We start from the raw sequence: 21,351 nt of genomic DNA on the forward strand, positions 1-21,351 counted from the left end.
CGGCAGGGGGTGATGGCACCTGTATTAGACTGCGTAGCAAAGTTATCGAGGAGTACCCCCATGTCCGCCAATCAGACCGTCGATCCCGAAGAGATCGCCGAACTCATCGGGCGCTGCAAGCTGGCCATGTCGGTGAGCGAATTCCATGGCGCCCTGGTGGGTTACATCAGCGCCGGTGGCCGTTTCCCTCACGGGTCGGTGCTGGCGGCGCTCGAACTCGAGCCCGACCAGGCACCTACGGCGGAAGAGCAGGCCATGCTCACCCGGCTCCGTCACCAGACCGAAGAATGGCTTGCCGACCTCGACCTGACCTTTTCGCCCTGGTTACCCGACGACGACGCGCCGATCCACGAGCGTGCGGAGGGTCTGAGCGAGTGGGCCGAGGGCTTCCTCGGCGGTTTCGGCCTGGGCGGTTCGCCCGAAACCAACAAAAGCATGAGCGAAGAAGCGCGTGAAGTGCTTACCGACATGGCGGGTATCGCCACGACGGAGTTCGAGTTCGACAAGGACGATGACGTCAACGACGAAAACCTGACCGAAATCGAAGAGTACGTCCGCACCGGTGCCCTGCTGTTGCACGCCGAATTCAGTCGCGTATCACGACCGGCCAGCGACACCCTGCATTGATCGCGCCCGCGGAGTACGCCCGGCGCCGCCGGGAGCTGATGCGCATGGCGGGCGAAGATTCGGTACTGATCCTCGCCGCCGCTCCCGAGCGCATGCGCAACGCCGATGCCCCGTGGCCGTACCGGCAGGACTCCGATTTTCACTACCTCACCGGCTTCGGCGAACCCGAAGCCGTGCTTGCCCTGTTGCCGGGCCGGGCCCATGGCGAAACCGTGCTGTTCTGCCGGGAACGCGACGCCGAGCGCGAGCGCTGGGACGGGGAGCGCATGGGCACGGATCGTGCCGCACGCGAACTTCGCCTCGATGACGCCTTTCCCATCGACGACATCGACGACATCCTGCCCGGGATGATCGAGGGCAGGGCGCGGGTGTACTGCCACTTCGGCCAGGAGCCGGATTTCGACGCCCGCCTGCTTGGGTGGATCCGCCGGCTGCGTACCGCGCGTGGCGGCGGCGTCGTGCCGAAAGACCTGGTCGCGCTGGGGCATTTGCTGCACGACCTGCGCCTGTTCAAGTCGCGCGACGAACTCGCCCTGATGCGACGCGCTGGCGAAGTCGCCGGCGCGGCCCACATCGCCGCCATGGCGTTGGCACGCCCCGGGGCAGCCGAATACGAAATCGAAGGCGAGATCCTTCGCAGCATCCGCAGCCAGGGCGCGGTGCCGGCGTTCCCGCCGACCGTCGCCGGTGGCGCCAACGCCTGCATCATGCATTACCAGGCGAATCGGGCCACGCTCAAGGACGGCGAGCTGCTCCTGATCGATGCCGGCGCCGAGGTGGACTGCTACGCCTCGGACATCACGCGTACGTTCCCGGTCGGTGGGCGTTTCACCCCGGCCCAGCGCGCGCTCTACGACATCGTCCACGAGGCGCAGCTCGCCGCGATCGACGCGGTGCGCCCGGGGCTCTCGTTCGGCGCGGCACACGACGCCGCTGTCCGCGTTATCGCCGAAGGCCTCTGCGCCGTCGGCATCCTCAAGGGCGGCGCCGACCGGGCCATCGCCGAGGGAAGCTACAAAACCTACTTCCCTAGCAAGACCGGCCACTGGCTCGGTCTCGACGTGCACGACGTGGGTGATTACCGCATTGACGGCGAGCCGCGCGTGCTCGAGGAAGGCATGGTCGTCACCGTCGAACCCGGCATCTATGTCCCGCCGAACGACAAGGCCGTCGACGAGCGCTGGCGCGGCATCGGCATTCGCATCGAGGATGACGTGGCCGTGACCAAGGGTGCACCGGACGTGCTGACCGCGATGGTCCCCAAATCCCCCGGCGCCCTGGAGCGCTGAAGGCACCGTCCCCCTGGCGTCTCTATGCCCGGTAGGAGCCGATTCATCGGCGAATCGGGTGCTCGCGGCAACCCGGCCCGCTACCGCGGGATCGCCGATGAATCGGCTCCTACTCAAGCGGGGTTCGGCTCTTCAGACCTTGAGGTAAATGCCGCGCTTGTCCATCCAGCGGACGACCAGCCACCAGATGGCGACGAAGACCACGCCCCAGGCGGCCGAAGGCGCATAGGGGCCGAAGAGCGGCGTCATCCAGGAAGCGAAGGCCCACTGGTACAGGGGCGCGGTGACCCCGAGCGCGATCAACAGGTAGACCATCAGCCCGGAGCCCGCATAAGCGGCGATCGCATTGACACCGAAAGCGCGTCCTGGAGGTTTCCAGCCGCGCAGGTCGACCAGTACGTGAAAAAGGGCCAGCAACGCGAAGGACCACCCGCCTGTCCACAGCACGTAGCTCGGCGTCCACAGGTTCTTGTTGAACGGCCACAGCGGCTGCAGCAACCAGCCCGTCACGGCGCAGATGACGGCGGCGATAATCAGCCAACGCGTATCGCCTGCGCGAAGCCACGCCCCTGCACGCATGCCAAGCAGCGTGGTCGCCAGCGCGGGTAGCGTAGCCAACAGGCCTTCGGGATCGTGGCCGCGCCCCGTGGCGGGGTCGGTGATGTAGACGAAGTGTCCGAACACGGTCGTATCGACGCGGCTCACGACGTTGATCCAGGGATCGAGCGAGCCCCCGGCCAACAGCAACACCCCGTGCCCCACCAGGAGCGCGATGCCGATGGCATCCCGCGTGCGCGGCCGCGTATCAACGGCGAGCAACGCCGCCGCGGCGAAACAGATGCCGATCCGTTGGAGCACGCCGGGAATCCGCAGATGCGCCTCCGGGATCGCAACCCACGCCATGAGGTTCAACAGCAGGCCCAATCCGACGATGCGCGCAGCGCGGCGCAACGCCGCATGCCGAATCGGTGCACGTTCCGCACCGGCCTCGATGCGTGGCACGATGGCCAACGAGACCGACACACCCACGATGAAGAGAAAAAGGGGAAAAACGAGGTCGGTCGGCGTGCAGCCGTTCCACTCGGCGTGCTCCAGAGGCCACCACACATGGCCCCAATCGCCCGGATCGTTGACCAGAAGCATCGCCGCAACCGTCATTCCACGTATGACATCGACTGAGGCATAGCGCACTTTATTCAAGGACATCCCGGGGATAGGCTTAGGCTGGAAGAGGAAACCGAAGGATACGCGGTCAGCCGGTTGCGACAATCGGCCATGGATCGCGCTCGTCGTCCCGGGCATACGATGTCCGGCAGATGGTCAGGGAATCGAGGGAGTCGCACCGATGGTTGTGGAGGTTGCACCCGGGCGCCGCCGCTGGCGCGACAAGAAGCCCCTGCCGAGGCTGGCCCTCGAGCTGTCGTTGATCGTCGTCGCCAAGCTCGCCCTGCTCATGCTCATCTGGTACGTGGCCATCCGGCCGTTACCCCGCGCGGACGTCTCGCCCGCCGGTGTCGGAAGGATGCTCGCGCCCGCTTCCGCCTCTACCCAGGGATCCCAGCCATGATCGTCGACCCCGATGTCGTCGGCCTGTCGCGCCTGCAGTTCGCACTGACGGCGCTGTATCACTTCCTCTTCGTCCCGCTCACGCTCGGTCTCGCTTTCATGCTCGCCATCATGGAGAGCGTGTATGTGATGACCCGCCGCGAAGTATGGAAACGCATGACCCAGTTCTGGGGCGTGCTGTTCGGCATCAACTTCGCTATGGGCGTGGCCACGGGCGTGACCATGGAGTTCCAGTTCGGGACGAACTGGGCGTACTACTCGCATTACGTCGGTGACATCTTCGGCGCGCCGCTGGCCATCGAAGGGATGATGGCCTTCTTCCTCGAGGGCACGCTGGTCGGGTTGTTCTTCTTCGGCTGGGATCGCATCTCGCCGCTGAAACACATGCTGGTGACCTGGTTCCTCGCGTTGGCGACTAGCCTCTCCGCGCTGTGGATTCTCATCGCCAATGCGTGGATGCAGAACCCGGTCGGTGCCGCGTTCAATCCACAGACCATGCGCATGGAGGTCACTTCGTTCAAGGAAGTGATCTTCAATCCCGTCGCGCAATCCAAGTTCGTGCACACGGTGAGCGCGGGTTACACGATGGGTGCCATGTTCGTGCTGTCGATCAGTGCGTGGTATCTCTTGCGCGGCCGTAATGTGGATTTCGCCAAGCGCTCGATGACGGTGGCCGCCAGCTTTGGTCTCGCCGCCTCGCTGTCGGTCGTCGTGCTGGGCGACGAGTCCGGTTACACCGTTTCCGAGAACCAGAAGATGAAGATGGCCGCGATCGAGGCCATGTGGGAGACCGAGCCGGCGCCGGCCTCGTTTACCCTTTTCGGCATACCGGATACGAAGGCGCGAGAGACGCACGCTGCCATTCGCGTGCCCTGGGTCATGGGCCTGATCGGCACGCGTTCCATCGATCAGCCGATCCCCGGTATCGCCGCGCTGGTCGACGACGCGAAGATTCGCATCGCGGACGGTATAAAGGCCTATGACGCCATGCTCGTGTTGCGAGAGAACAAGGGCGACGAGCAGGCGAAGGCCATTCTCGCCGCGCATGACAAGGACATGGGCTACGCGCTTCTTCTGAAGCGCTTCATGGACGATCCACGAAAGGCCACGCCAGCGGATATCCAGAAGGCGGCCGATAGCACCATCCCGAATGTGCCCGTGCTGTTCTGGTCGTTCCGCATCATGGTGGCCTGCGGCATGTACTTCATTTTCCTGTTCGCTTATGCGTTCTGGCGTTCCACCCAGCGGCGCCTCGACGGCCGCGGATTCCTGAAGGTGGCGCTATGGAGCCTGCCACTGCCGTGGGTCGCTGCGGAACTGGGATGGATTGTCGCCGAGTACGGGCGGCAGCCGTGGGCGATCGAAGGCGTCCTGCCGACGGCGCTGGGTGCTTCTTCGCTGACGGCGGGGCAGGTCTGGATTTCGCTCGGCGGGTTCGTGTTGTTCTACACGGCGCTGGCGTTTGTCGATGGCTACCTGATGCTCAAGTTCGCCCGCAAGGGACCGGACGGCCTCGGCATGTGGCCGAAGCGACCGGACGCCATTCCCGTCACCGCGCAGACGGTCTGAGGAGAACGCCATGTTCGATTACGAAACACTGCGGGTGATCTGGTGGGCGCTCATCGGCATCCTGCTGATCGGCTTTGCGATCATGGACGGCTTCGACTTCGGGGTGGCCGCCTTGCTGCGCATCCTTGGCCGTGATGAGCACGAGCGAATCGTTCTGCTGGAGACTATCGAGCCTACCTGGGAAGGTAACCAGGTGTGGTTCATTCTTGGCGGCGGTGCGGTGTTCGCCGCGTGGCCGCTGCTTTATGCAGCGTCGTTCTCCGGCCTGTACGTGGCGATGTTCGTCCTGCTTGTCGCCTTCATCATTCGTCCGGTCGGCTTCAATTTTCGCGAGAAGGTGGACGATCCGCGTTGGCGGGCTGTGTGGGATACCTGCCTGATCGCATCGGGTGTGATCGTTATGCTGGTCTGCGGGGTGGCCTTCGGTAACCTGTTCCTCGGCCTTCCTTTCCACTACGACGGCGATCTGCGGATGACGTGGGACGGCAGCTTCTTCCAGCTGTTCCGGCCGTTCGCGCTGCTTTCCGGGCTGGTGAGTCTCAGCATGCTGCTCGCGCACGGTGCGAGCTGGGCGGCGATGAAGGCCGATCACGTGATCGCGGAACGCGCGGCGAAGGTCTCGCGCATGGCTTCCGCGGTGTACATCGTGCTGTTCGTGCTCGCAGGCATCTGGCTGGCTTACGGCATTCCGGGCTACGCCGTCTCCGGGCCGGTGGTGACGGACGCCATGTCCAATCCGATGAACAAGCAGGTTGCCGTGGGCGGGACCTGGTTCGCCAGTTACCTCATGCATCCGTACTTCTGGGCAGGTCCTGTCGTTGCCTTCATCGGCGCCCTCGGCTTGCAGCTATTCGTCGGAAAGCGCGGCTTCAAGGGTTTCTTCTGCAGTTGCCTTGCAGTAGCCGGCACCATTCTCTCCGCGGGGTTCGCACTGTTCCCCTTCCTCATGCCCTCGGCAGCCGACCCGACCTCGAGCCTCACGGTATGGGATGCGTCGTCCAGCCGCGGCACGCTGCTGATCATGCTCGGTGTCACCGTCGTCTTCATTCCGCTGATCCTGCTCTACACCGGCTGGGTCTACCGCGTCATGCGCGGCCGGGTCACCCTCGAACACGTGCGCAAGTCGCACAGCATGTACTGAAGGAGCAATAGAGCCATGTGGTATTTCGCCTGGATACTAGGCCTCGGCCTGGCCGCCGCCTTCGGCATCCTCAACGCGATGTGGTACGAGGTGCATTCGGATGACGAGGCGGCGATGAAGCGCGATCCAATGCCCAAACACGAGGGGCCGTGACCAGCCGAAGCCCGCTTCGCAATGAACATCGCTACCCTCAGCCTGGTCTTCCCGGTGATCCTCGGCATCCACAACGCGGAGGAATACCTGCGCTACGGCGATTTCGTTCGCGACTACCACGGCCGTGTCGCTGCCCGATTCCTGGGCCGCCCCGTCATTCGCAACGCTGGTGTGCTTCTTACGCTGGTCGCCGCGGTCGTCTGTCTTCTCGCCTGCTTATCTCAGAACGAGGTGTTCACCGAGATCTTCGTGGTGGCGACATTTGCGCTCACGTTGAACGCGCTAGGTCACATCGTCATGTCGCTCAGGCGGAGGTCAATCACGCCCGGAACCGTTTCTGCGGTCCTTCTGGTGCTTCCCTACTCTGTCTTGGTAATCATCGTGCTTCGCGCGTCGTCTGACACATCGTGGGGCTCCATACTTCGCATGGCGGGGTTTGGGATGCTGCTGATTCCGCTTGCTGTCGCCGTGTTCTTGCTGCTTGGCTATGCCACGTGGCTGCTTCAGCGGCGACTCCGCGGCGAGGCAGAGGCGTGAGGTACCCCGCTCGGTAGGAGCCGATTCATCGGCGATCCCGCGGCAGCGGGGCAGTGTGCAGCGAGCACCCAATCGCCGATGAATCGGCTCCTACAGAAGCGACGGCAGGCAGCGTCAGATTAGCGCGAAGGCATCGCGCGTCAGGTTCTCGGGCTCATCGGTGGTGCAAACCACGTCGTCTTCGATGCGGATGCCGCCGTACTTGCGAAACGCGTCGACCTTGGCCCAGTCGATGTCGTTGGAGAACGGCTTGTTCTTCAGCTCGGCCAGCAGCATGTCGATGAAGTAGATGCCCGGCTCGATGGTGACCACCATGCCGGCCTCGAGGTTGCGCGTGAGGCGCAGGTAGGGATGGCCCTCCGGCTTGGCGATGGTGCCACCGGTTTCGCCGGCGGCGAAGCCGGCCACGTCGTGCACCTGCAGGCCGATGCCGTGGCCGAGGCCGTGCGGGAAGAACGCGGAGGAGACGCCGGACTCGACGGCACTTTCCGCGCTCATGCGAATGAAGCCATGTTCGCGCAGCACGCCGGCCAGCACGTGGTGGGCATGCACGTGCAGTTCGGGGTAGCTCTGGCCTGCGCGCACCTTCGACACGAACGACTGCTCTGCCGCATCGACCGAATCGATCAGCGCCTGGAACTCACCGAAGTTCTTGCCGGCATACGTACGCGTGATGTCGCTCGCGTAGCCGGAGGCACTCGCGCCCGCGTCGATCAGGAAGGAGCGGCTTTCGGCCGGCGCCTTGCGATCGAAGTTGGTGTAATGCAGCACGGCACCGTGCTCGTTGAGTCCGACGATGCTGGCATACGGCAGTTCCGCATCGATCTGGCCGACGGCCTTCAGGTAGGCGAAGTGAATGCCGAGTTCGCTCTCGCCGTTGCGGAACGCCTGCTCGGCTGCGCGGTGACCCCGCGTGCCGCGGCGGCTGGCTTCGCGCATCAGTTCGATTTCGTAGGGCGTCTTGAACGCGCGGTGATAGTGCAGGTGGTCTATCACCGCCGGCGGATTGTTCGCGCAGACCTCGTCCAGCGCGCAGTACTGGTCGCCGATGATCGCCGAGCGGGCGAGCGACTGCGGCAGTTCGGCGATCGCATCGGCCGGCTTGCGCACGACGACGATGTCGAAATGATCGACCCAGTAGCCCGACGGTGCCTCCGGCACCACGTGCCAGTAATCGCGCGGCTGCAGGAAGATCAGCTTGGGCTTCTCGCCCGGCGTGTAGACCAGCCAGCTGCCCGGCGCGTCGACCAGCGGCAGCCAGTGCTTGAAATGAGGATTGGCGATAAAGGGGTAGTCCTGGTCGTCCAGGAACTTGGTGATCGGTCGGCCGGCCGGGACGACAAGGTGGTCGAAACCGCCGCGCGCCAGCGCGGTGTCGGTGCGCTCACGCAGGGTGGCGAGGTGCTGCGGGTAGAGCGCGGCCAGCGCGTCGTTCATCGTCGATCTCCGGGGCAGGGGAATGGGGCAAACGCCAATGGTGCGCCTCGACGACCCGGTAGCCAAGCCTTGGCAGGAGCCGATTCATCGGCGATGGGTGCTCGCGGCGACCTGGCCTGCTGCCGCGGGATCGCCGATGAATCGGCTCCTACAGGGGTCGAGCGGCGGCGCCACGGCCCCTGGCGGCGGTGCCGGGGCCCGGCGGCACTACGCCTTGGCGTAGACCACGGCGAAATCGCCGGCCACGTCGCCCAGGCGCTGGCGCAGCAGGGTGGCGGAGTGGTCGTGGTCGCCGTCGGTCAGGCTGCGCAGATGCGCGCCGTACAGGGTGATGGCGAAGTGGCCCACGGCGAAATCATGGGCGGGGGAGCGCCACAGCGTGAGCGGCGTCCAGGCGGCGCAACCCGGGCAGGCTACGTAGGCGGAGTTGGGCGCGTCGCACCACACCGCGAGGGCTTCTTCCAGCGCTTCGCTGCCCTCGTCACCCGGGGCCAGGGGCTGACGGCATTCCGGGCAGCGGATGGTGAAACTGCCGTCGTAGCGGCAGAAAATGCCGTTTTCCGGGCCGCCCTCGATCAGATGCGAACCGCCGTGTTCATCGTCCCGCCAGCGGTGGCTGCTGGCATGCAGGCCGATGGCATAGACGCCGGTTTCCTCGGTCAGGCGTTCGTCGAGCACGCGAAAACGCGGCTCGCTTTCCACTTCGTAGACCGACGAGATCGTGCCGTCGCCGACCAGCCGCAGGTAAAGGCCGGTCGCGGCGGCCGCGGCGTCGTCGCGTTCAAGGTCGGTGTCGACCAAAATAGTAGTGGCATCGCTCATGGTGGGCGATGGTGATCCCCTGTGCGGTGCGTCGTAAAGCATGGTCGCGACCTCCCGTTCAGTCCGGCGGCGGACCGATCCATTCGTCGATAGCGCGAACGTCGTCGTCGCTGGCCGCCACGATGCGGTAGCCAGCCCAGAATTGCCCGGCGGAAGCGGCGGGTTCGTGCCACTGCTCCTGGATACCGATCTCGACCCGGTGTTCGCGGTGCTGGGCGTCCGGCAGGGTGAAGCTCACCTGATGCACGGCGCCGCTACGTGGGGCCTGCGTCGCCAGCACCATCATGCCGGTGGCGGAAAGATTGCCGAGTTGGCCGATCACCCGCTCGGTCATGCCGTCCACGATGGGCATGGGCGAGGTGACCCGCTTGCGCGGCGCGCGGCGTTGTTCGAATTCGCGGCTCATGCGTGGCCTGCCATGCGTGCTTCGTGCAGCCCGTCACGGCGCAGGCTGCGCGCCACGGCCTGCCAGGCGCGATCGATGAAGGACATGCGCTGTTCCCGCCATTCGCGAGCCTCGCCCGTCGCGATAAGGCGGGCCAGGCGCGTGAGGTCGATATCGTCGGTGCGGCTACCGCGTTGGTTGACGAACAGGCAACGCCCGGTGGTGGGTGAGAACCAGGCCAGCTTGCGCCGGCTGAGGTTGCCGTCCTCGTGGACGAACTCGAACCAGGTGCCGAAGCGCAGCGTGACGAAGCCGTCGTACACGGCCCGCGCGGCGGAATCGAGCGGCGTTGGTTCGACCGGCTTCACCGGCTCGCCGTGAGCCGTGCCTTCGCCCAGCCTCGGGCGCTGTTTCAGGCGCAGGGCGACATCGGTCGGGGTGAGTGCATCGTCGGTCTGCGTGGCCGGGCTTTCGAACAGGCCGGCAGCCACCTGGGCGGCTTCGGAGGGATGCATGCCCAGGTGTTCGAGACCACGTTCCACCTCCACGCGCAGCTTCTGCACGTCGGCGATAGGGCGGCGCCCAAGGAGCTGATCGGTCACACCCAGGCAGTGGAGGAAGGCTTCGCCCGTCTCGCCGCCACGAAGAATGTGCAGGGCGAGCACGTCCGCCCAGGTCCGTTCCAGCAGGATGCGCAGGACACCGCGTGGCGCCGCACCGCTGCCAAGTCGCTCGCCCATGATCTCGGCGGCGCGCTGGCGCGCGCGCTCCAGGCGGTCGCGACCTTCCATCGCTTCGATCTGCCGGCGCTCGGCCACGTGTGCCTTGCGCGACAGCTGGGTGATCTGTTGCTCGATCTCCGAACGCCAGGCGGGATCGATCACCTGGGCGTGGCTGGCCTCGACCACCAGGCGTTCGAGCCGATCGATCAGTGCCGCGTCCGGTTCGCCTTCGGCCGGATCGAGCCAGTGGTGAGCGGCCTCGCTGACGGTATCGAGCAGCTGGCGTGCCGGATGTTCAGGGCGGTCGAAGAAGCCGCGGTCGTTCACGGCCGCTCGGAGCATCGGCCACTGGAGGCCGCCGAGCACGGCGCGACCCGGGCTCGCGGTGCCGAGTTGCTGGCCGAGGTTCTGGAACAGCATGGCCGTCAGTTCCACCGTATCGCCCTGCTCGAGGGTGAGTTCGGCGGGCGGCGAGCCGACGGGCCGGCCACGATTGAGCTGGCTGAGCAGTTCGTCGCGCAACGCCTGGGCGCTGCGGATCTCCCTGTGTGCGGCGTCGGCGACTTCGGAGACATGGCCCTGCAAGGCGAAGAGCGCGGTCTGCAACTCGTCCTCGGAGACCAGCCGGTCGGGCGCGAAGCCGGCACCGCGACCCTGGGTGGCCACGCGGCTGGCCAGCAGGTCGCGCAGGCTTTCGAGCACGCCGATGTGACCTTCACTGGTGGCGCTGACCGGTGCGGCTTCGTGACTGCTGCCGCCCGCGCCCGTGCCGCCCTGGACACTGCTGCCCGTGGTGGCCGCCGGCGCCGATGCGTCTCCCGGCCGCCCGCGACGCTCCGCCGCCGGTGGCGCGGAGACGCGAACGTTCGGGTAGACGCGGAAACCGGGAAGGATGCCGCGCGTCCGGTAATGCTCGTTGAGCGCGCCGTAAAACGCTTCGCTATGGCCGAGCACATGGGTGTCGACGGCGTGGAACAGCAATAACCGATGCGCACTGGTCAACGGCAACGGTGCGACCGCCGCCTCCAGGGCAGCGGTGAGCGCACGCGGACCAGCCGGCAACGCCTCACCTTCCAGCGGCGGGGTACCCGCAAGCACGGCCATGCGGTAACCCAGTTCGAACAGGCTGCTGGCGCTACGCGCTTCACCGCGTGCGGCCATGCTGCTCAGCGCATCCGTCTGCTCCTGCTCTTCGGGATCCACCAGGCTCAGGTTCATGCCCAGGCCGAGGTGTTCGCCCGTGGCGGATTTACCGTCGACGTTTTCGCCCAGATGACGGAAGCGCTCGGACAGGTGCGCGGCAAAGCGTTGGCGAAATGCCGGCCCCTCACGCTCGACGATGTTCCGGCTTTCGAAACATTCCTGCTGCTCGAGGTGATTACGGGTGTTCTCGGCCGTGGCGAACAGGCGCTGGTTGAAATCGCGCAGGGATTCACGCAGGGGCATGTCCAGCCACGTCAGGCACAGCGACAGACCCTGCTGCGCCTCGCGCTCCGCGCGTGGCGACAAAGCAATGGGGGCCTGACCCATTCTGCCGTGTGGGGGCTGCATTCCTGTGCTCATCTAGTTGGTTTCTCCCCTGCCTGATGCCGAGTTTAGGCGTCCGAACCCTATGGGCGCCAGCGGGATGCCGGTCGGCTTACGGCTTAGAGCGGATGGACTAGGGGCGGAAACGGCAGCAATCAGCTCATGAACGCTTCGATCACGTTGTTGAGGAAGCGTTGGCCCAGCGCCGTGGTCCGCAGCACGGCCGGATCGTCGACCAGCCAGCCACGTGCGATGGAGGCGGCCCGGGCCGGAGCGATCGCCTCCGCGGACAGGCCCGTCCGCTCGGTGAAGTCCGCCGCGGGCACGCCATCGATCAGGCGCAGAGCATTGAGCATGTACTCGAAAGGCAGGTCGTCCGTGCCGACGAGGTTATCGCCACCGATCCGGCCTGGTTGACCGGAGGAGGCGAGGTAAGCCGCGGGCAGGCGGGTCTTCCAGCGGCGATGGACGCCGGTGGCGTCCGTGATCTTGCCGTGGGCTCCGGCGCCGATACCGAGGTAGTCGCCGAAACGCCAGTAATTCAGGTTGTGCGCGCATCGGCGACCGGGCGCCGCATAGGCTGAGACTTCGTACTGGCCGTAACCGCCCTCGGCCAGGCTCGCTTCACATGCCTCCTGGATCGCCCACGCCGCGTCGTCGTCGGGTAGCGGGGGAGGATTCGCGGCGAAGGCCGTGTTCGGTTCCAGCGTGAGCTGGTAATGCGAGATATGCGTTGGCACCAGCGCCATGGCCCGCCGCACGTCGTCGAGCGCGCCCTCGAGCGTCTGTTCCGGCAAGGCATACATCAGGTCGATATTGATGTTGTCGATGCCGGCGTCCCTGGCCTGTCGCACGGCATCTTCCGCCTCGTGGGCGGAGTGGATACGACCCAGGCGATGCAGTTTGTCGTTGTCGAAGCTCTGCACGCCGAACGAAATGCGGTTCACGCCGGCGGCGAGATAGCCGTCGAAACGCCCGTGTTCGACCGTGCCGGGATTCGTCTCCAGGGTGATTTCCGCGTGGGTGGCGAAGGCCAACCGTCGCCGGGCGCCGTCGAGAAAGCGGCCGACCAGCTCGGGCGCGAACAGGCTCGGCGTGCCGCCACCAAAGAAGACGGTCTCGACCGGACGCCCGCCGATGGCCTCGCCGAAATCGCGCAGGTCGGCATCGAGATCCGCCAGCAACACGTCCACATACTCGGCATAGGCGGGCGTACCGCGGACACCATGCGAATTGAAGTCGCAGTACGGGCATTTGCGCACGCACCAAGGCATGTGGACGTATAACGACAGCGGCGGCGGGACGAGAATCATGACAGCTCGGCGAAGCGCGCCTTGAGCACCTCGAGCGCCTGGCCGCGATGGCTCAGGCGATTTTTAAGGGCGGGATCCAGCTCGGCGGCGCCTAGGTCGTGACCGGCGGGAAGGAACAACGGGTCGTAACCGAAACCGCCTTCGCCTCGCGGCGCTTCGAGGATGCGGCCGGGCCAGCGTCCTTCGGCGATGAGCGGCGCCGGATCATCGGCGTGGCGGAGCACCACCAGCACGGCGATAAAATACGCACCGCGTTTTTCCGTCGGCACGCCGGCGAGCTCGTGCAGCAGTTTGGCATTGTTCGCTGCGCTGTCGCCGTGCTTGCCCGCATAGCGAGCGGCATAGAGACCGGGCGCGCCGCCCAGGAAATCCACGCAGATGCCCGAGTCGTCGGCCAGCGCGGGCATACCTGTCACGCGCGCCGCGTGGCGCGCCTTGATCAGTGCGTTCTCGACGAAGGTCAGCCCGGTTTCCTCGGCGTCGCTGACGCCCAGCGCCGTCTGCGGCACGAGCTGCACACCGCTGCCGGCGAGCAGTTGTTCCAGCTCGACCACCTTGCCCGCATTACCTGAAGCCAGTACGAGGCGCATCGCTCAGAGCCCCTCGGCCGCGAATTCAGGCGCGTAGTCCACGCGTCCGCGATAGCCGGTCAGGCCATCGATCGTAAGCGGCAGCACCTGGAAGGCATTGCCGCCTTCGTAGGCATCGCGCAGGTCGTGCGCGGAGGCCTTGGCGAAGCCGAACTGGGTGTAATAAGCGGGCGAGCCGAGAACGAAGACCGCGCGCGCATCCTGCACGAAGCAGGCCCCGATCCCTTCTTCCACCAGGTCATGGCCGATGCCCTGGCGCTGATGGTCCGGATGCACCGCGACCGGCGCCAGGCCGAGCGACTTGCCGTCGTCGCCTTCTTCGATCGTCACGGGGGAGAACAGCACGTGGCCGACCACGGTGTCTTCCTCATCCACGGCGACCAGTGAAATCGAAGCGCGACCAGCCGCGACCAGCCGGCGGACCAGGTCGGCCTCGGCATCGCGCCCGAAAGCGACGCGATGGATCTCGACGATGGCGTCCAGATCGGCGGCCGTGGCGGGGCGAACGTCTGTCACGGCATGCTCTCCAAGGCAGCGCGCTGGGCGATGACCAGATCGTTGATGCCCTTGGCGGCCAGGTCCATCAGCGCGTCCATTTCCTCACGACGGAAGGCGTGGCCTTCGGCCGTGCCCTGCACTTCGATGAAGCCACCACCATCGTTCATGACGACGTTCATGTCGGTATCGCAGTTGGAGTCCTCGGCGTAGTCGAGGTCGAGCACAGGCACGCCGTTATAGATGCCGACGGAAACCGCCGCGATGGCACCGAGGATGGGATTGCGCTTGATGGCGTTGCGCTTGGTCAGCGTGGATACGGCATCCACGAGCGCCACATAGGCGCCCGTGATGGCTGCCGTGCGGGTGCCGCCATCGGCCTGGATCACGTCGCAATCGAGCGTGATGACCCGCTCGCCGAGGGCAGCGCGGTCCACGCAGGCACGGAGGGAGCGGCCGATCAGGCGCTGGATCTCCATGGTGCGGCCGCCCTGGCCACCTCGGGCGGCTTCGCGCTGGGTGCGGTCCGTGGTGGCGCGGGGCAGCATGCCGTACTCGGCCGTGACCCAGCCCTCACCCTTGCCGCGCAGCCACGGTGGGACGCGCTCTTCGACCGAGGCGGTGCACAGCACCTTGGTGTCCCCGAAGGACACCAGAACGGACCCTTCCGCATGGCGGGTGTAGTGACGTTCGATGCTGACGGCGCGCAGCTGGTCGGCGGCGCGGCCGCTCGGACGGGAAAAAGTCATGGATAACCTGATTTGGGCGCGGACGGTGGGTCAGTTTACCATTGCGGTCTTCCCCGCCGCGTAAGCGAGCCATCCATGATCCGCAGCATGACCGCGTACGCCTCCGCCGAGAGCGCTGGCCCCTCCGGCACCCTCACCTGCGAACTGCGCACCGTGAATCACCGCTACCTCGAGATCAGCCCCCGGCTGCCCGAGGAGCTGCGCAGCTTCGAAAGCGCCCTGCGCGAGCGGATCGGTGCCCATCTGTCCCGCGGCAAAGTCGATCTCACGGTGCGCCTGCGCAGCGAATCCGGGGCCAGCGATGGCCTGCAGGTCAACGCCCAGATGCTCGCCCGGCTCTCCGAGCTGGCGCTGGACCTCGAGCAGCGCTTCCCGCGCATGTCAATCGATTTCACCGACCTGCTCCGTTTCCCCGGCGTGCTGCGCCAGGCGGAAACGGATGCCGACGCCCTCCAGGTCGCCCTGATCGAGGTGCTCGACCGGGCGCTGGTCGCCCTCAACGACACCCGGGGCCGCGAAGGCACCAAGCTGGGCGAGCTGCTGGTCGAACGCCTGAACGGCATCGAGAAGATTGTCGGCGATGTACGTGGATGGCTGCCCGAGATCCAGGCCGCCCTGCGCGCACGCCTCGAAGGCCGGTTGGCCGATATGCGCCAGCCCGTGGAGCCAGGTCGCCTCGAGCAGGAGCTCGTGCTTCAGATCACCCGCATCGACGTGGACGAGGAACTCGACCGCCTGGCCACGCACATCTCGGAAGCCCGCCGCGTGCTGGCGCTGAAGGAGCCCGTGGGTCGCCGCCTGGACTTCCTCATGCAGGAGTTCAACCGCGAGGCCAATACGCTGGGTTCGAAGTCCGTGGATTCGCGTACGACCAATGCCGCCGTCGAACTGAAGGTGCTGATCGAGCAGATGCGCGAGCAGGTTCAGAACATCGAGTAACGATCGGGAGCCGCTTCTAGTCGAAGCGGTGCACGAACCCCACCTGGAAGCCGCCCGGCAACATGCTGAGGATGAAGGGCGAGTTCCGGCGTGAAGACCAGATGCCGAAGCCGGTGCCGATCGCCGCGCCCGCGAGTACGTCGGTTTGCCAGTGACCCCGGGTCTTCATGCGCGCGACCATGTCGTAGGCAGGAAGCAGGGCGAGGGCGTAGACCATGGGGTTGTCTTCGCCGTAGCGGACGATGAACGGCGTGACGGCCGCCGAGATGAGGGTCACTTCGCCGCTCGGGAAGCTGTTGTTCTTCTTTCCACTGGAAAAGAACTTGTCCGGGTCATCCGTCTCGGAAGGACGTTGTCGCCGGAAGCCCAGCTTGAGCACGTCCGTCGTCGCACTGGCCAGGACCACCGAATCCACCGAGCGCCAGAGCGTGTCGCCAAACTCGCTGTTGTCGCCCAGTAGCAGGGCGCCGCCGAAAACCGTTACGGCAGTCGCGCCCGCGAGGATCTTCTGGTTGCTTCGTTTCCATATACCGCTGTTGTCGTAATGGAGACGATGATCGATCCCTAGTGGCCCACCGCCGGCGGTTGCGGAGGCGGATGCGGTCAATGTGAACAGGAATACCCACGTTTTCAGTGCCATGGCCCCGTCTCCCCGAGAAGTCGGCTGACACGCCGACTTAACAGGAGTCTAGGCATACAAGCTTACGGATACCTGATCTATTATCCGGCCCATGACCACATCACAGTCCTACCCCATTGGCACGCCCGGGCAACCCTGGGGCGCTCCCGAAGTCGCCGGCTGGCGTTCGCGCCAGGTAAAAAGCCGTAGCTACGCCGACGATGTCGTGACAGCAATCGACGCGCTGCGTCACCGCTTCGACGTCAGTGGTTACGGCGTGCTGGATTACGTGGAAGGGCAGTATCCCTTGCTCGCGATCCGGAGCCGGGAATGGCGCGATGACCTTCCCGTTCTACTGGTAACGGGCGGCGTGCATGGGTACGAGACCAGCGGTGTCGAGGGTGCGCTTCAGTTCGTACGCGACCACGCCGACGACTATGCCGGCCGCGCCAATGTGCTGGTGCTGCCGTGCGTCAGCCCCTGGGCCTACGAGCGCGTCCAGCGCTGGAATCCGGACGCCATCGATCCGAACCGCAATTTTCGCGAAGACAGTCCGGCCGCCGAATCGGCAGCGTTGGTAGGTCTTCTGGCACCACTTGCCAATAAGGTGCTCGTGCATATCGACCTGCATGAAACCACCGACTCGGACGAGTCGGAATTCCGCCCGGCGGTCGCGGCGCGTGATGGCAAGGAATACGAGCCCGGCGAGATTCCGGACGGATTTTACCTCGTAGACGATTCGTTCAATCGCCAGCCAGAGTTCCAGGAGACGGTTATCGAAGCCGTGGCGAAGGTCACCCATATCGCGCCTGCGGATGAGCACGGTGAGATCATCGGATCACCGGTCGTTGCGCACGGCGTCATCGAATACGACCTGAAGAAGCTGGGTCTGTGCGCTGGCATCACCAATGCGCGTTACGTCACGACGACCGAGGTCTATCCGGACAGTCCTCGCGCTACACCGCAGCAGTGCAACGATGCACAGGTGGCGGCGGTGCGGGCGGCGTTCGATTACGCCCTGGCGTATCCGGAAGGCTAATCCGTTCCGGTGACAACGGGAGGCCGCCGGCCGGTCGCGTCGCTCCTCGCCCGGGAGCGCGATGCGACATCGGGCTCGATCGCACGGGCGGCGGCAGGCCTGACACGCCCTTTCAGTACGTCATGCTCGATCCGGCGCACTACTTCGGCTCCGTTCGCAGCAAATGCCCCCGCGCCCATCGTGCGTTCCACATACTCCCTCGCGTTCTCGCCGAAGACTTTCAGCATCTCCGGGCGCGCGATGAAGCCCCGTATCGCCGCGCCGATGCCGCTGACGATATCGCCTCCGAGCAGCGCGCCGGTTCGACCGGGCTGGACACTTCGGCGCAGCTCGCCCACCGGCGTCGCGACGATCGGTAAACCTGCCGCCATGGCCTCATGCGCCCCGATGCACATGCCCTCGTAAACGGAAGGCTGAACGTACAGGTGCAGGCTTTGCAGGTAGGCAGGAATGTCGGAAACCCAGCCGACCAGCCTGACCTTGTCCTGCAAGGCGAGCGACGTAATAAGGTTCTGCAGATCGTCGCGAAGCGGTCCGTCGCCCGCAATCGATACGTCGAGCCGATCGTAGATGTGCGGATCGTCGCTGCGGATGCGATCCACCGCGCGAATGAGAAGGTCGTAGTTCTTCTGCGGATGAAGGCGGCCGGTGCTGCCAATCCGGAGCGGGCCCGTTCCATCCCAGCGTGGGATCGGTGTCGTCGGAGAGGCGGGATTGAACACCGGCCAGATCGCTATCCTGTCTTTCTCGACGCCCATCGAATCTTCGAGGTAGAGCGCGACGTCGCGCGAGTCGGCAATCCATAACTTGCAGCGGCGCTGGTTTCGGCGGATGTGCGCCTTCGCGTCGGAGCTGTGCTTCCAACTCACGACAGGAATACCGAACATCCCGGCAACGACCTGACCCACTCGCGTCGCCTGGCTCAGCGAGGTCCATATCACGTCGGGTCGGGATGCACGCACCGCTTTGGCATATCTGTAGATGCTGCCGAACTTCGAGGCCTCGTGGTCGGACAGAAGCGTATAGGGAACGCCCGCCTCGATCAGCCTCGGCTCGGTCAGGCGATCGCGAGGCTTGAGCGCGAAGACATGAATTTCATGGCCGAGATCCATGATCACCTTGGCGATGTCCGGAATGATGAATTCGGCGCCGCCGCCTTCAAGGCTCGTAACTACGTAATGAATGCGCATAGGGAGTCCGCGATATCTTGAGGGGGTGAGTGCGGCCGGATCGCACTTCTGCTCGCCTGCGCTGAGCCCTTGGTTGCGAATGACTCCGCCGTTTACAGCTTGGCGAGTCGACACTACGCGGGATAGGTTTCGTGCAGGTTTCGTGGCGCGTGACTTTCGTCGGAAATGTTGTCGATGTCGATGTGTCTGACACTGATAGACGCGGACATCGGGCGAAACGAGCGTGTAAGCAAAAGCAAAGGTATGCGCAAGGCGAGGTCTCGCAAGCCATTCGAAGCAGTGCGACAGCAACGGCGTTGCTTTCATCATCGCTTCAGGCAAGCGGACGGCGAGGCGACCGGCGGGCGATCCTCGTGAGAAGTTTCGCACTCGGGGCTTGGCTATACTCCGGTGTCGCGCGCTTCAGGGCGCGTCCATGTCGGTTACTGGGGAGATCGGATGCGCGCACGTCGCCTGCCATGGTCCATGTTCGTGGTGCTCGCCCTTCTTGGTGGAGGTGCACACGCCGCGGACGACGCCGTCCGATGGGTGCACGAAGCCCAGGCCGTGACCGTCCAGCGCGATGACTGGGGTATCGCCCATGTGCACGGCCACACGGATGCCGACGCCGTGTTCGGCATGGCCTATACCCAGGCGGAAGACGACTTCAATCGCGTCGAGACCAATTACCTGACCTCACTCGGCAGAACGGCCGAGGCTGAGGGTGAGTCGGCGATCTGGCAGGACCTGCGCCAGAAGCTTTTCATCGACCCGGCGCAACTCAAGGCGATGTATGCGCGAAGCCCTCGCTGGCTGGTCGCGTTGATGGATGCCTGGGCCGATGGACTGAATTACTACCTCGCGACGCATCCGGATGTGCATCCGCGTGTGATTGCCCACTTCGAACCGTGGATGGCGCTGAGCTTCAGCGAAGGCAGTATCGGCGGGGATATCGAGAGGGTGTCGACGAAGGGATTGCAGGCCTTCTACGGCAAGGATCCGGAAGGCGCTCTCGCACAGTTCACGCCGCCTTCCAGTTGGGAGGAGCCGACTGGCTCGAACGGCATCGCCATCGCACCGAAACTCACCGCGAACGGACACGCGCTGCTGCTTATCAATCCGCACACCTCGTTCTTCTTCCGTTCCGAACTGCAGATGTCGAGCGACGAAGGCCTCGATGCGTATGGTGCGGTTACCTGGGGACAGTTCTTCATCTACCAGGGTTTCAACAAGCACGTCGGCTGGATGCACACCTCCACCGGTGCCGATGTCGTCGATGAATTCGCCGAGGCCATCGTGCAGAAGGATGGCAAGCCGTTCTACCGCTACGGCAAGGAACTGCGTGCCGTGACCTCGCGCGAGATCGTCGTGCCATATCGCGCGGTGGACGGCACGCGCGCCGCACGCACCTTCACGGTCTATGCGACGCACCATGGTCCGGTCGTGCGCACAGAGGGCGACAGGTGGATCGCCATCGCCCTGATGAACAAGCCACTCGAGGCACTGCAGCAGAGCTGGCTTCGCACCAAGGCCAACGACTACGCGGCGTATATGAAGGTAGCCGAGCTCAAGGCGAACTCGTCGAACAACACGATCTACGCAGACGACAAGGGCAACATCGCCTACCTGCATCCGCAGTTCATTCCGAAGCGCGACGACCGGTTCGACTATACGAAGCCGGTCGATGGCAGCGATCCGGCGACGGACTGGCAGGGACTGCTGCCGCTGGACAAGGCGCCGCGTCTGTTCAATCCGCCCACCGGCTGGATATTCAACACCAACGACTGGCCGTACTCGGCGGCAGGTCCCGACAGCCCGAAGCAGGCCGACTTTCCGCGATACATGGATGCGGTGGGCGAGAATCCCCGTGGCCTGCACGCGACGCGCGTGCTCGCCGGGCGTCGTGACTTCACGCTTGCCTCGCTGATCGATGCCGCGTTCGATTCTTACCTGCCGGCGTTCGCGCGGCAGCTGCCCATCCTCATTGCCGACTACGACGCGTTGCCCGCAGGCGACCCGCTGAAGCAGAAGCTCGCCGGACCCATCGGCTTGCTGCGGACCTGGGATTACCGCTGGGGTATTGCCTCCATACCGACCTCGCTGGCCGTCTTCTGGGGCGACATTCTCTGGGACAAGGCCAGCAAGCTGGATTCGGAGGAGGGGCTGTCGGTCTACGACAGGATGGCGGAGAAGGCCGGTCCGCAGGTGCGCCTGAATGCCCTGGTCGAGGCCACCGACCGTCTCGAGCATGACTTCGGTAGCTGGGGCGTTCCCTGGGGCGAGGTGAATCGTTTTCAGCGCGTTGACGGTGCCATCGTGCAGCCCTTCGACGATGCGAAGCCGAGTATCCCGGTGCCGTTCACGTCGTCGCGGTGGGGCTCGCTGGCTTCGTTCGGCGCCCATCGCTGGCTGGGGACGAAGCGCTATTACGGCACCAGCGGCAACAGCTTCGTGGCCGTCGTGGAGTTCGGCGACAAGGTGCATGCGCGTGCGATCACGGCGGGCGGAGAAAGCGGGCACCCCGATTCGCCGCACTTCAACGATGAAGCGGAGCGTTACACCACCGGCAATCTGCGGACGGTGTACTTCTGGCCCGAGGAACGGCAGGGGCACATCGAACGGACCTATCATCCGGGACAGTGATGAATCGATCAGGGGGCGGC

21 protein-coding genes are annotated in these 21,351 nt (G+C 65.2%); 10 read left to right on the forward strand and 11 right to left on the reverse strand.

Translation table 11 applies throughout. The features are described 5' to 3' along the window. Positions 1-60 precede the first annotated feature (60 nt). Positions 61-627 carry a UPF0149 family protein gene (locus HB634_RS16445; protein WP_063574088.1) on the forward strand — a complete coding sequence of 189 codons (567 nt, stop codon included), beginning with the start codon at positions 61-63 and terminating at the stop codon, positions 625-627. Continuing rightward, positions 624-1,916 (forward strand): aminopeptidase P N-terminal domain-containing protein, encoded by a 1,293-nt coding sequence (locus HB634_RS16450; RefSeq protein ID WP_213949358.1) that lies wholly within the window; start codon positions 624-626, stop codon positions 1,914-1,916. Before HB634_RS16445 ends, HB634_RS16450 begins: the two co-directional genes overlap by 4 nt. A 132-nt stretch (positions 1,917-2,048) precedes the next feature. Here the strand turns inward: HB634_RS16450 and HB634_RS16455 are convergent, their stop codons facing one another. After that, positions 2,049-3,122, reverse strand: coding sequence for a heparan-alpha-glucosaminide N-acetyltransferase domain-containing protein (locus HB634_RS16455; RefSeq protein WP_213949359.1), 1,074 nt, complete (start codon positions 3,120-3,122; stop codon positions 2,049-2,051). A 139-nt stretch (positions 3,123-3,261) separates the two neighbouring features. On the opposite strand from HB634_RS16455, the gene cydP reads away from it, so the two are divergent. The 5 genes from cydP to HB634_RS16480 are packed head-to-tail and all read left to right on the forward strand — an operon-like array spanning position 3,262 to position 6,882. Continuing rightward, a complete protein-coding gene (gene cydP / locus HB634_RS16460; RefSeq protein WP_063573152.1) occupies positions 3,262-3,483 on the forward strand; it encodes a cytochrome oxidase putative small subunit CydP in 222 nt (73 codons plus the stop codon). Then, positions 3,483-5,051, forward strand: coding sequence for a cytochrome ubiquinol oxidase subunit I (locus HB634_RS16465; RefSeq protein WP_213949416.1), 1,569 nt, complete (start codon positions 3,483-3,485; stop codon positions 5,049-5,051). The genes cydP and HB634_RS16465 overlap by 1 nt, the downstream gene beginning before the upstream one ends. 10 nt (positions 5,052-5,061) lie before the next feature. Next, the gene (cydB, locus tag HB634_RS16470; RefSeq protein ID WP_213949360.1) at positions 5,062-6,192 is read left to right on the forward strand and encodes a cytochrome d ubiquinol oxidase subunit II; all 1,131 of its coding nucleotides are present in this window, start codon (positions 5,062-5,064) and stop codon (positions 6,190-6,192) included. Between the two features lie 15 nt (positions 6,193-6,207). After that, positions 6,208-6,345 (forward strand): cytochrome bd-I oxidase subunit CydX, encoded by a 138-nt coding sequence (gene cydX / locus HB634_RS16475; RefSeq protein WP_213949361.1) that lies wholly within the window; start codon positions 6,208-6,210, stop codon positions 6,343-6,345. 21 nt (positions 6,346-6,366) lie between these two features. After that, entirely contained in the window at positions 6,367-6,882 is a 516-nt protein-coding gene (locus HB634_RS16480; protein ID WP_213949362.1) for an HXXEE domain-containing protein, read from the forward strand. Between the two features lie 114 nt (positions 6,883-6,996). Here HB634_RS16480 and pepQ read toward each other — a convergent pair whose 3' ends face one another. The 8 genes from pepQ to rph form a co-directional block, all read right to left on the reverse strand. After that, positions 6,997-8,319: a Xaa-Pro dipeptidase gene (gene pepQ, locus HB634_RS16485; RefSeq protein WP_213949363.1), complete on the reverse strand. Its 1,323-nt coding sequence runs from the start codon at positions 8,317-8,319 to the stop codon at positions 6,997-6,999. A 207-nt stretch (positions 8,320-8,526) separates the two neighbouring features. Further along, a complete protein-coding gene (locus tag HB634_RS16490) occupies positions 8,527-9,141 on the reverse strand; it encodes a hypothetical protein (protein WP_213949364.1) in 615 nt (204 codons plus the stop codon). A gap of 58 nt (positions 9,142-9,199) precedes the next feature. Further along, positions 9,200-9,547, reverse strand: coding sequence for a PilZ domain-containing protein (locus tag HB634_RS16495; protein ID WP_213949365.1), 348 nt, complete (start codon positions 9,545-9,547; stop codon positions 9,200-9,202). Further along, positions 9,544-11,799, reverse strand: a complete 2,256-nt coding sequence (locus tag HB634_RS16500) for a DUF1631 family protein (protein ID WP_213949366.1) — start codon at positions 11,797-11,799, stop codon at positions 9,544-9,546. Before HB634_RS16500 ends, HB634_RS16495 begins: the two co-directional genes overlap by 4 nt. Positions 11,800-11,930: 131 nt before the next feature. Beyond that, a complete protein-coding gene (gene hemW / locus HB634_RS16505; RefSeq protein WP_213949367.1) occupies positions 11,931-13,088 on the reverse strand; it encodes a radical SAM family heme chaperone HemW in 1,158 nt (385 codons plus the stop codon). Further along, entirely contained in the window at positions 13,085-13,678 is a 594-nt protein-coding gene (gene rdgB, locus HB634_RS16510) for an RdgB/HAM1 family non-canonical purine NTP pyrophosphatase (protein WP_213949368.1), read from the reverse strand. Before rdgB ends, hemW begins: the two co-directional genes overlap by 4 nt. 3 nt (positions 13,679-13,681) lie before the next feature. Beyond that, on the reverse strand, positions 13,682-14,194 hold the full coding sequence (locus HB634_RS16515; protein ID WP_213949369.1) for an N-acetyltransferase: 513 nt from the start codon (positions 14,192-14,194) through the stop codon (positions 13,682-13,684). After that, positions 14,191-14,922: a ribonuclease PH gene (rph, locus tag HB634_RS16520; protein WP_213949370.1), complete on the reverse strand. Its 732-nt coding sequence runs from the start codon at positions 14,920-14,922 to the stop codon at positions 14,191-14,193. The genes HB634_RS16515 and rph overlap by 4 nt, the downstream gene beginning before the upstream one ends. Before the next feature lie 75 nt (positions 14,923-14,997). On the opposite strand from rph, the gene HB634_RS16525 reads away from it, so the two are divergent. Further along, a complete protein-coding gene (locus HB634_RS16525; RefSeq protein ID WP_213949371.1) occupies positions 14,998-15,861 on the forward strand; it encodes a YicC/YloC family endoribonuclease in 864 nt (287 codons plus the stop codon). Positions 15,862-15,877: 16 nt separating this feature from the next. Here the strand turns inward: HB634_RS16525 and HB634_RS16530 are convergent, their stop codons facing one another. Then, entirely contained in the window at positions 15,878-16,501 is a 624-nt protein-coding gene (locus tag HB634_RS16530; protein WP_213949372.1) for a phosphatase PAP2 family protein, read from the reverse strand. Positions 16,502-16,592: 91 nt separating this feature from the next. On the opposite strand from HB634_RS16530, the gene HB634_RS16535 reads away from it, so the two are divergent. Then, positions 16,593-17,519: a M14 family metallocarboxypeptidase gene (locus tag HB634_RS16535; RefSeq protein ID WP_213949373.1), complete on the forward strand. Its 927-nt coding sequence runs from the start codon at positions 16,593-16,595 to the stop codon at positions 17,517-17,519. Here the strand turns inward: HB634_RS16535 and HB634_RS16540 are convergent. Beyond that, positions 17,516-19,015 carry a glycosyltransferase gene (locus HB634_RS16540; RefSeq protein WP_213949374.1) on the reverse strand — a complete coding sequence of 500 codons (1,500 nt, stop codon included), beginning with the start codon at positions 19,013-19,015 and terminating at the stop codon, positions 17,516-17,518. The two genes, HB634_RS16535 and HB634_RS16540, sit on opposite strands and share 4 nt — an antisense overlap. Before the next feature lie 159 nt (positions 19,016-19,174). On the opposite strand from HB634_RS16540, the gene HB634_RS16545 reads away from it, so the two are divergent. After that, the gene (locus HB634_RS16545; protein ID WP_255548660.1) at positions 19,175-21,331 is read left to right on the forward strand and encodes a penicillin acylase family protein; all 2,157 of its coding nucleotides are present in this window, start codon (positions 19,175-19,177) and stop codon (positions 21,329-21,331) included. Positions 21,332-21,351 lie beyond the last annotated feature (20 nt).

Source organism: Luteibacter sp. dw_328 (assembly GCF_018449605.1).
Taxonomy (GTDB): domain Bacteria; phylum Pseudomonadota; class Gammaproteobacteria; order Xanthomonadales; family Rhodanobacteraceae; genus Luteibacter.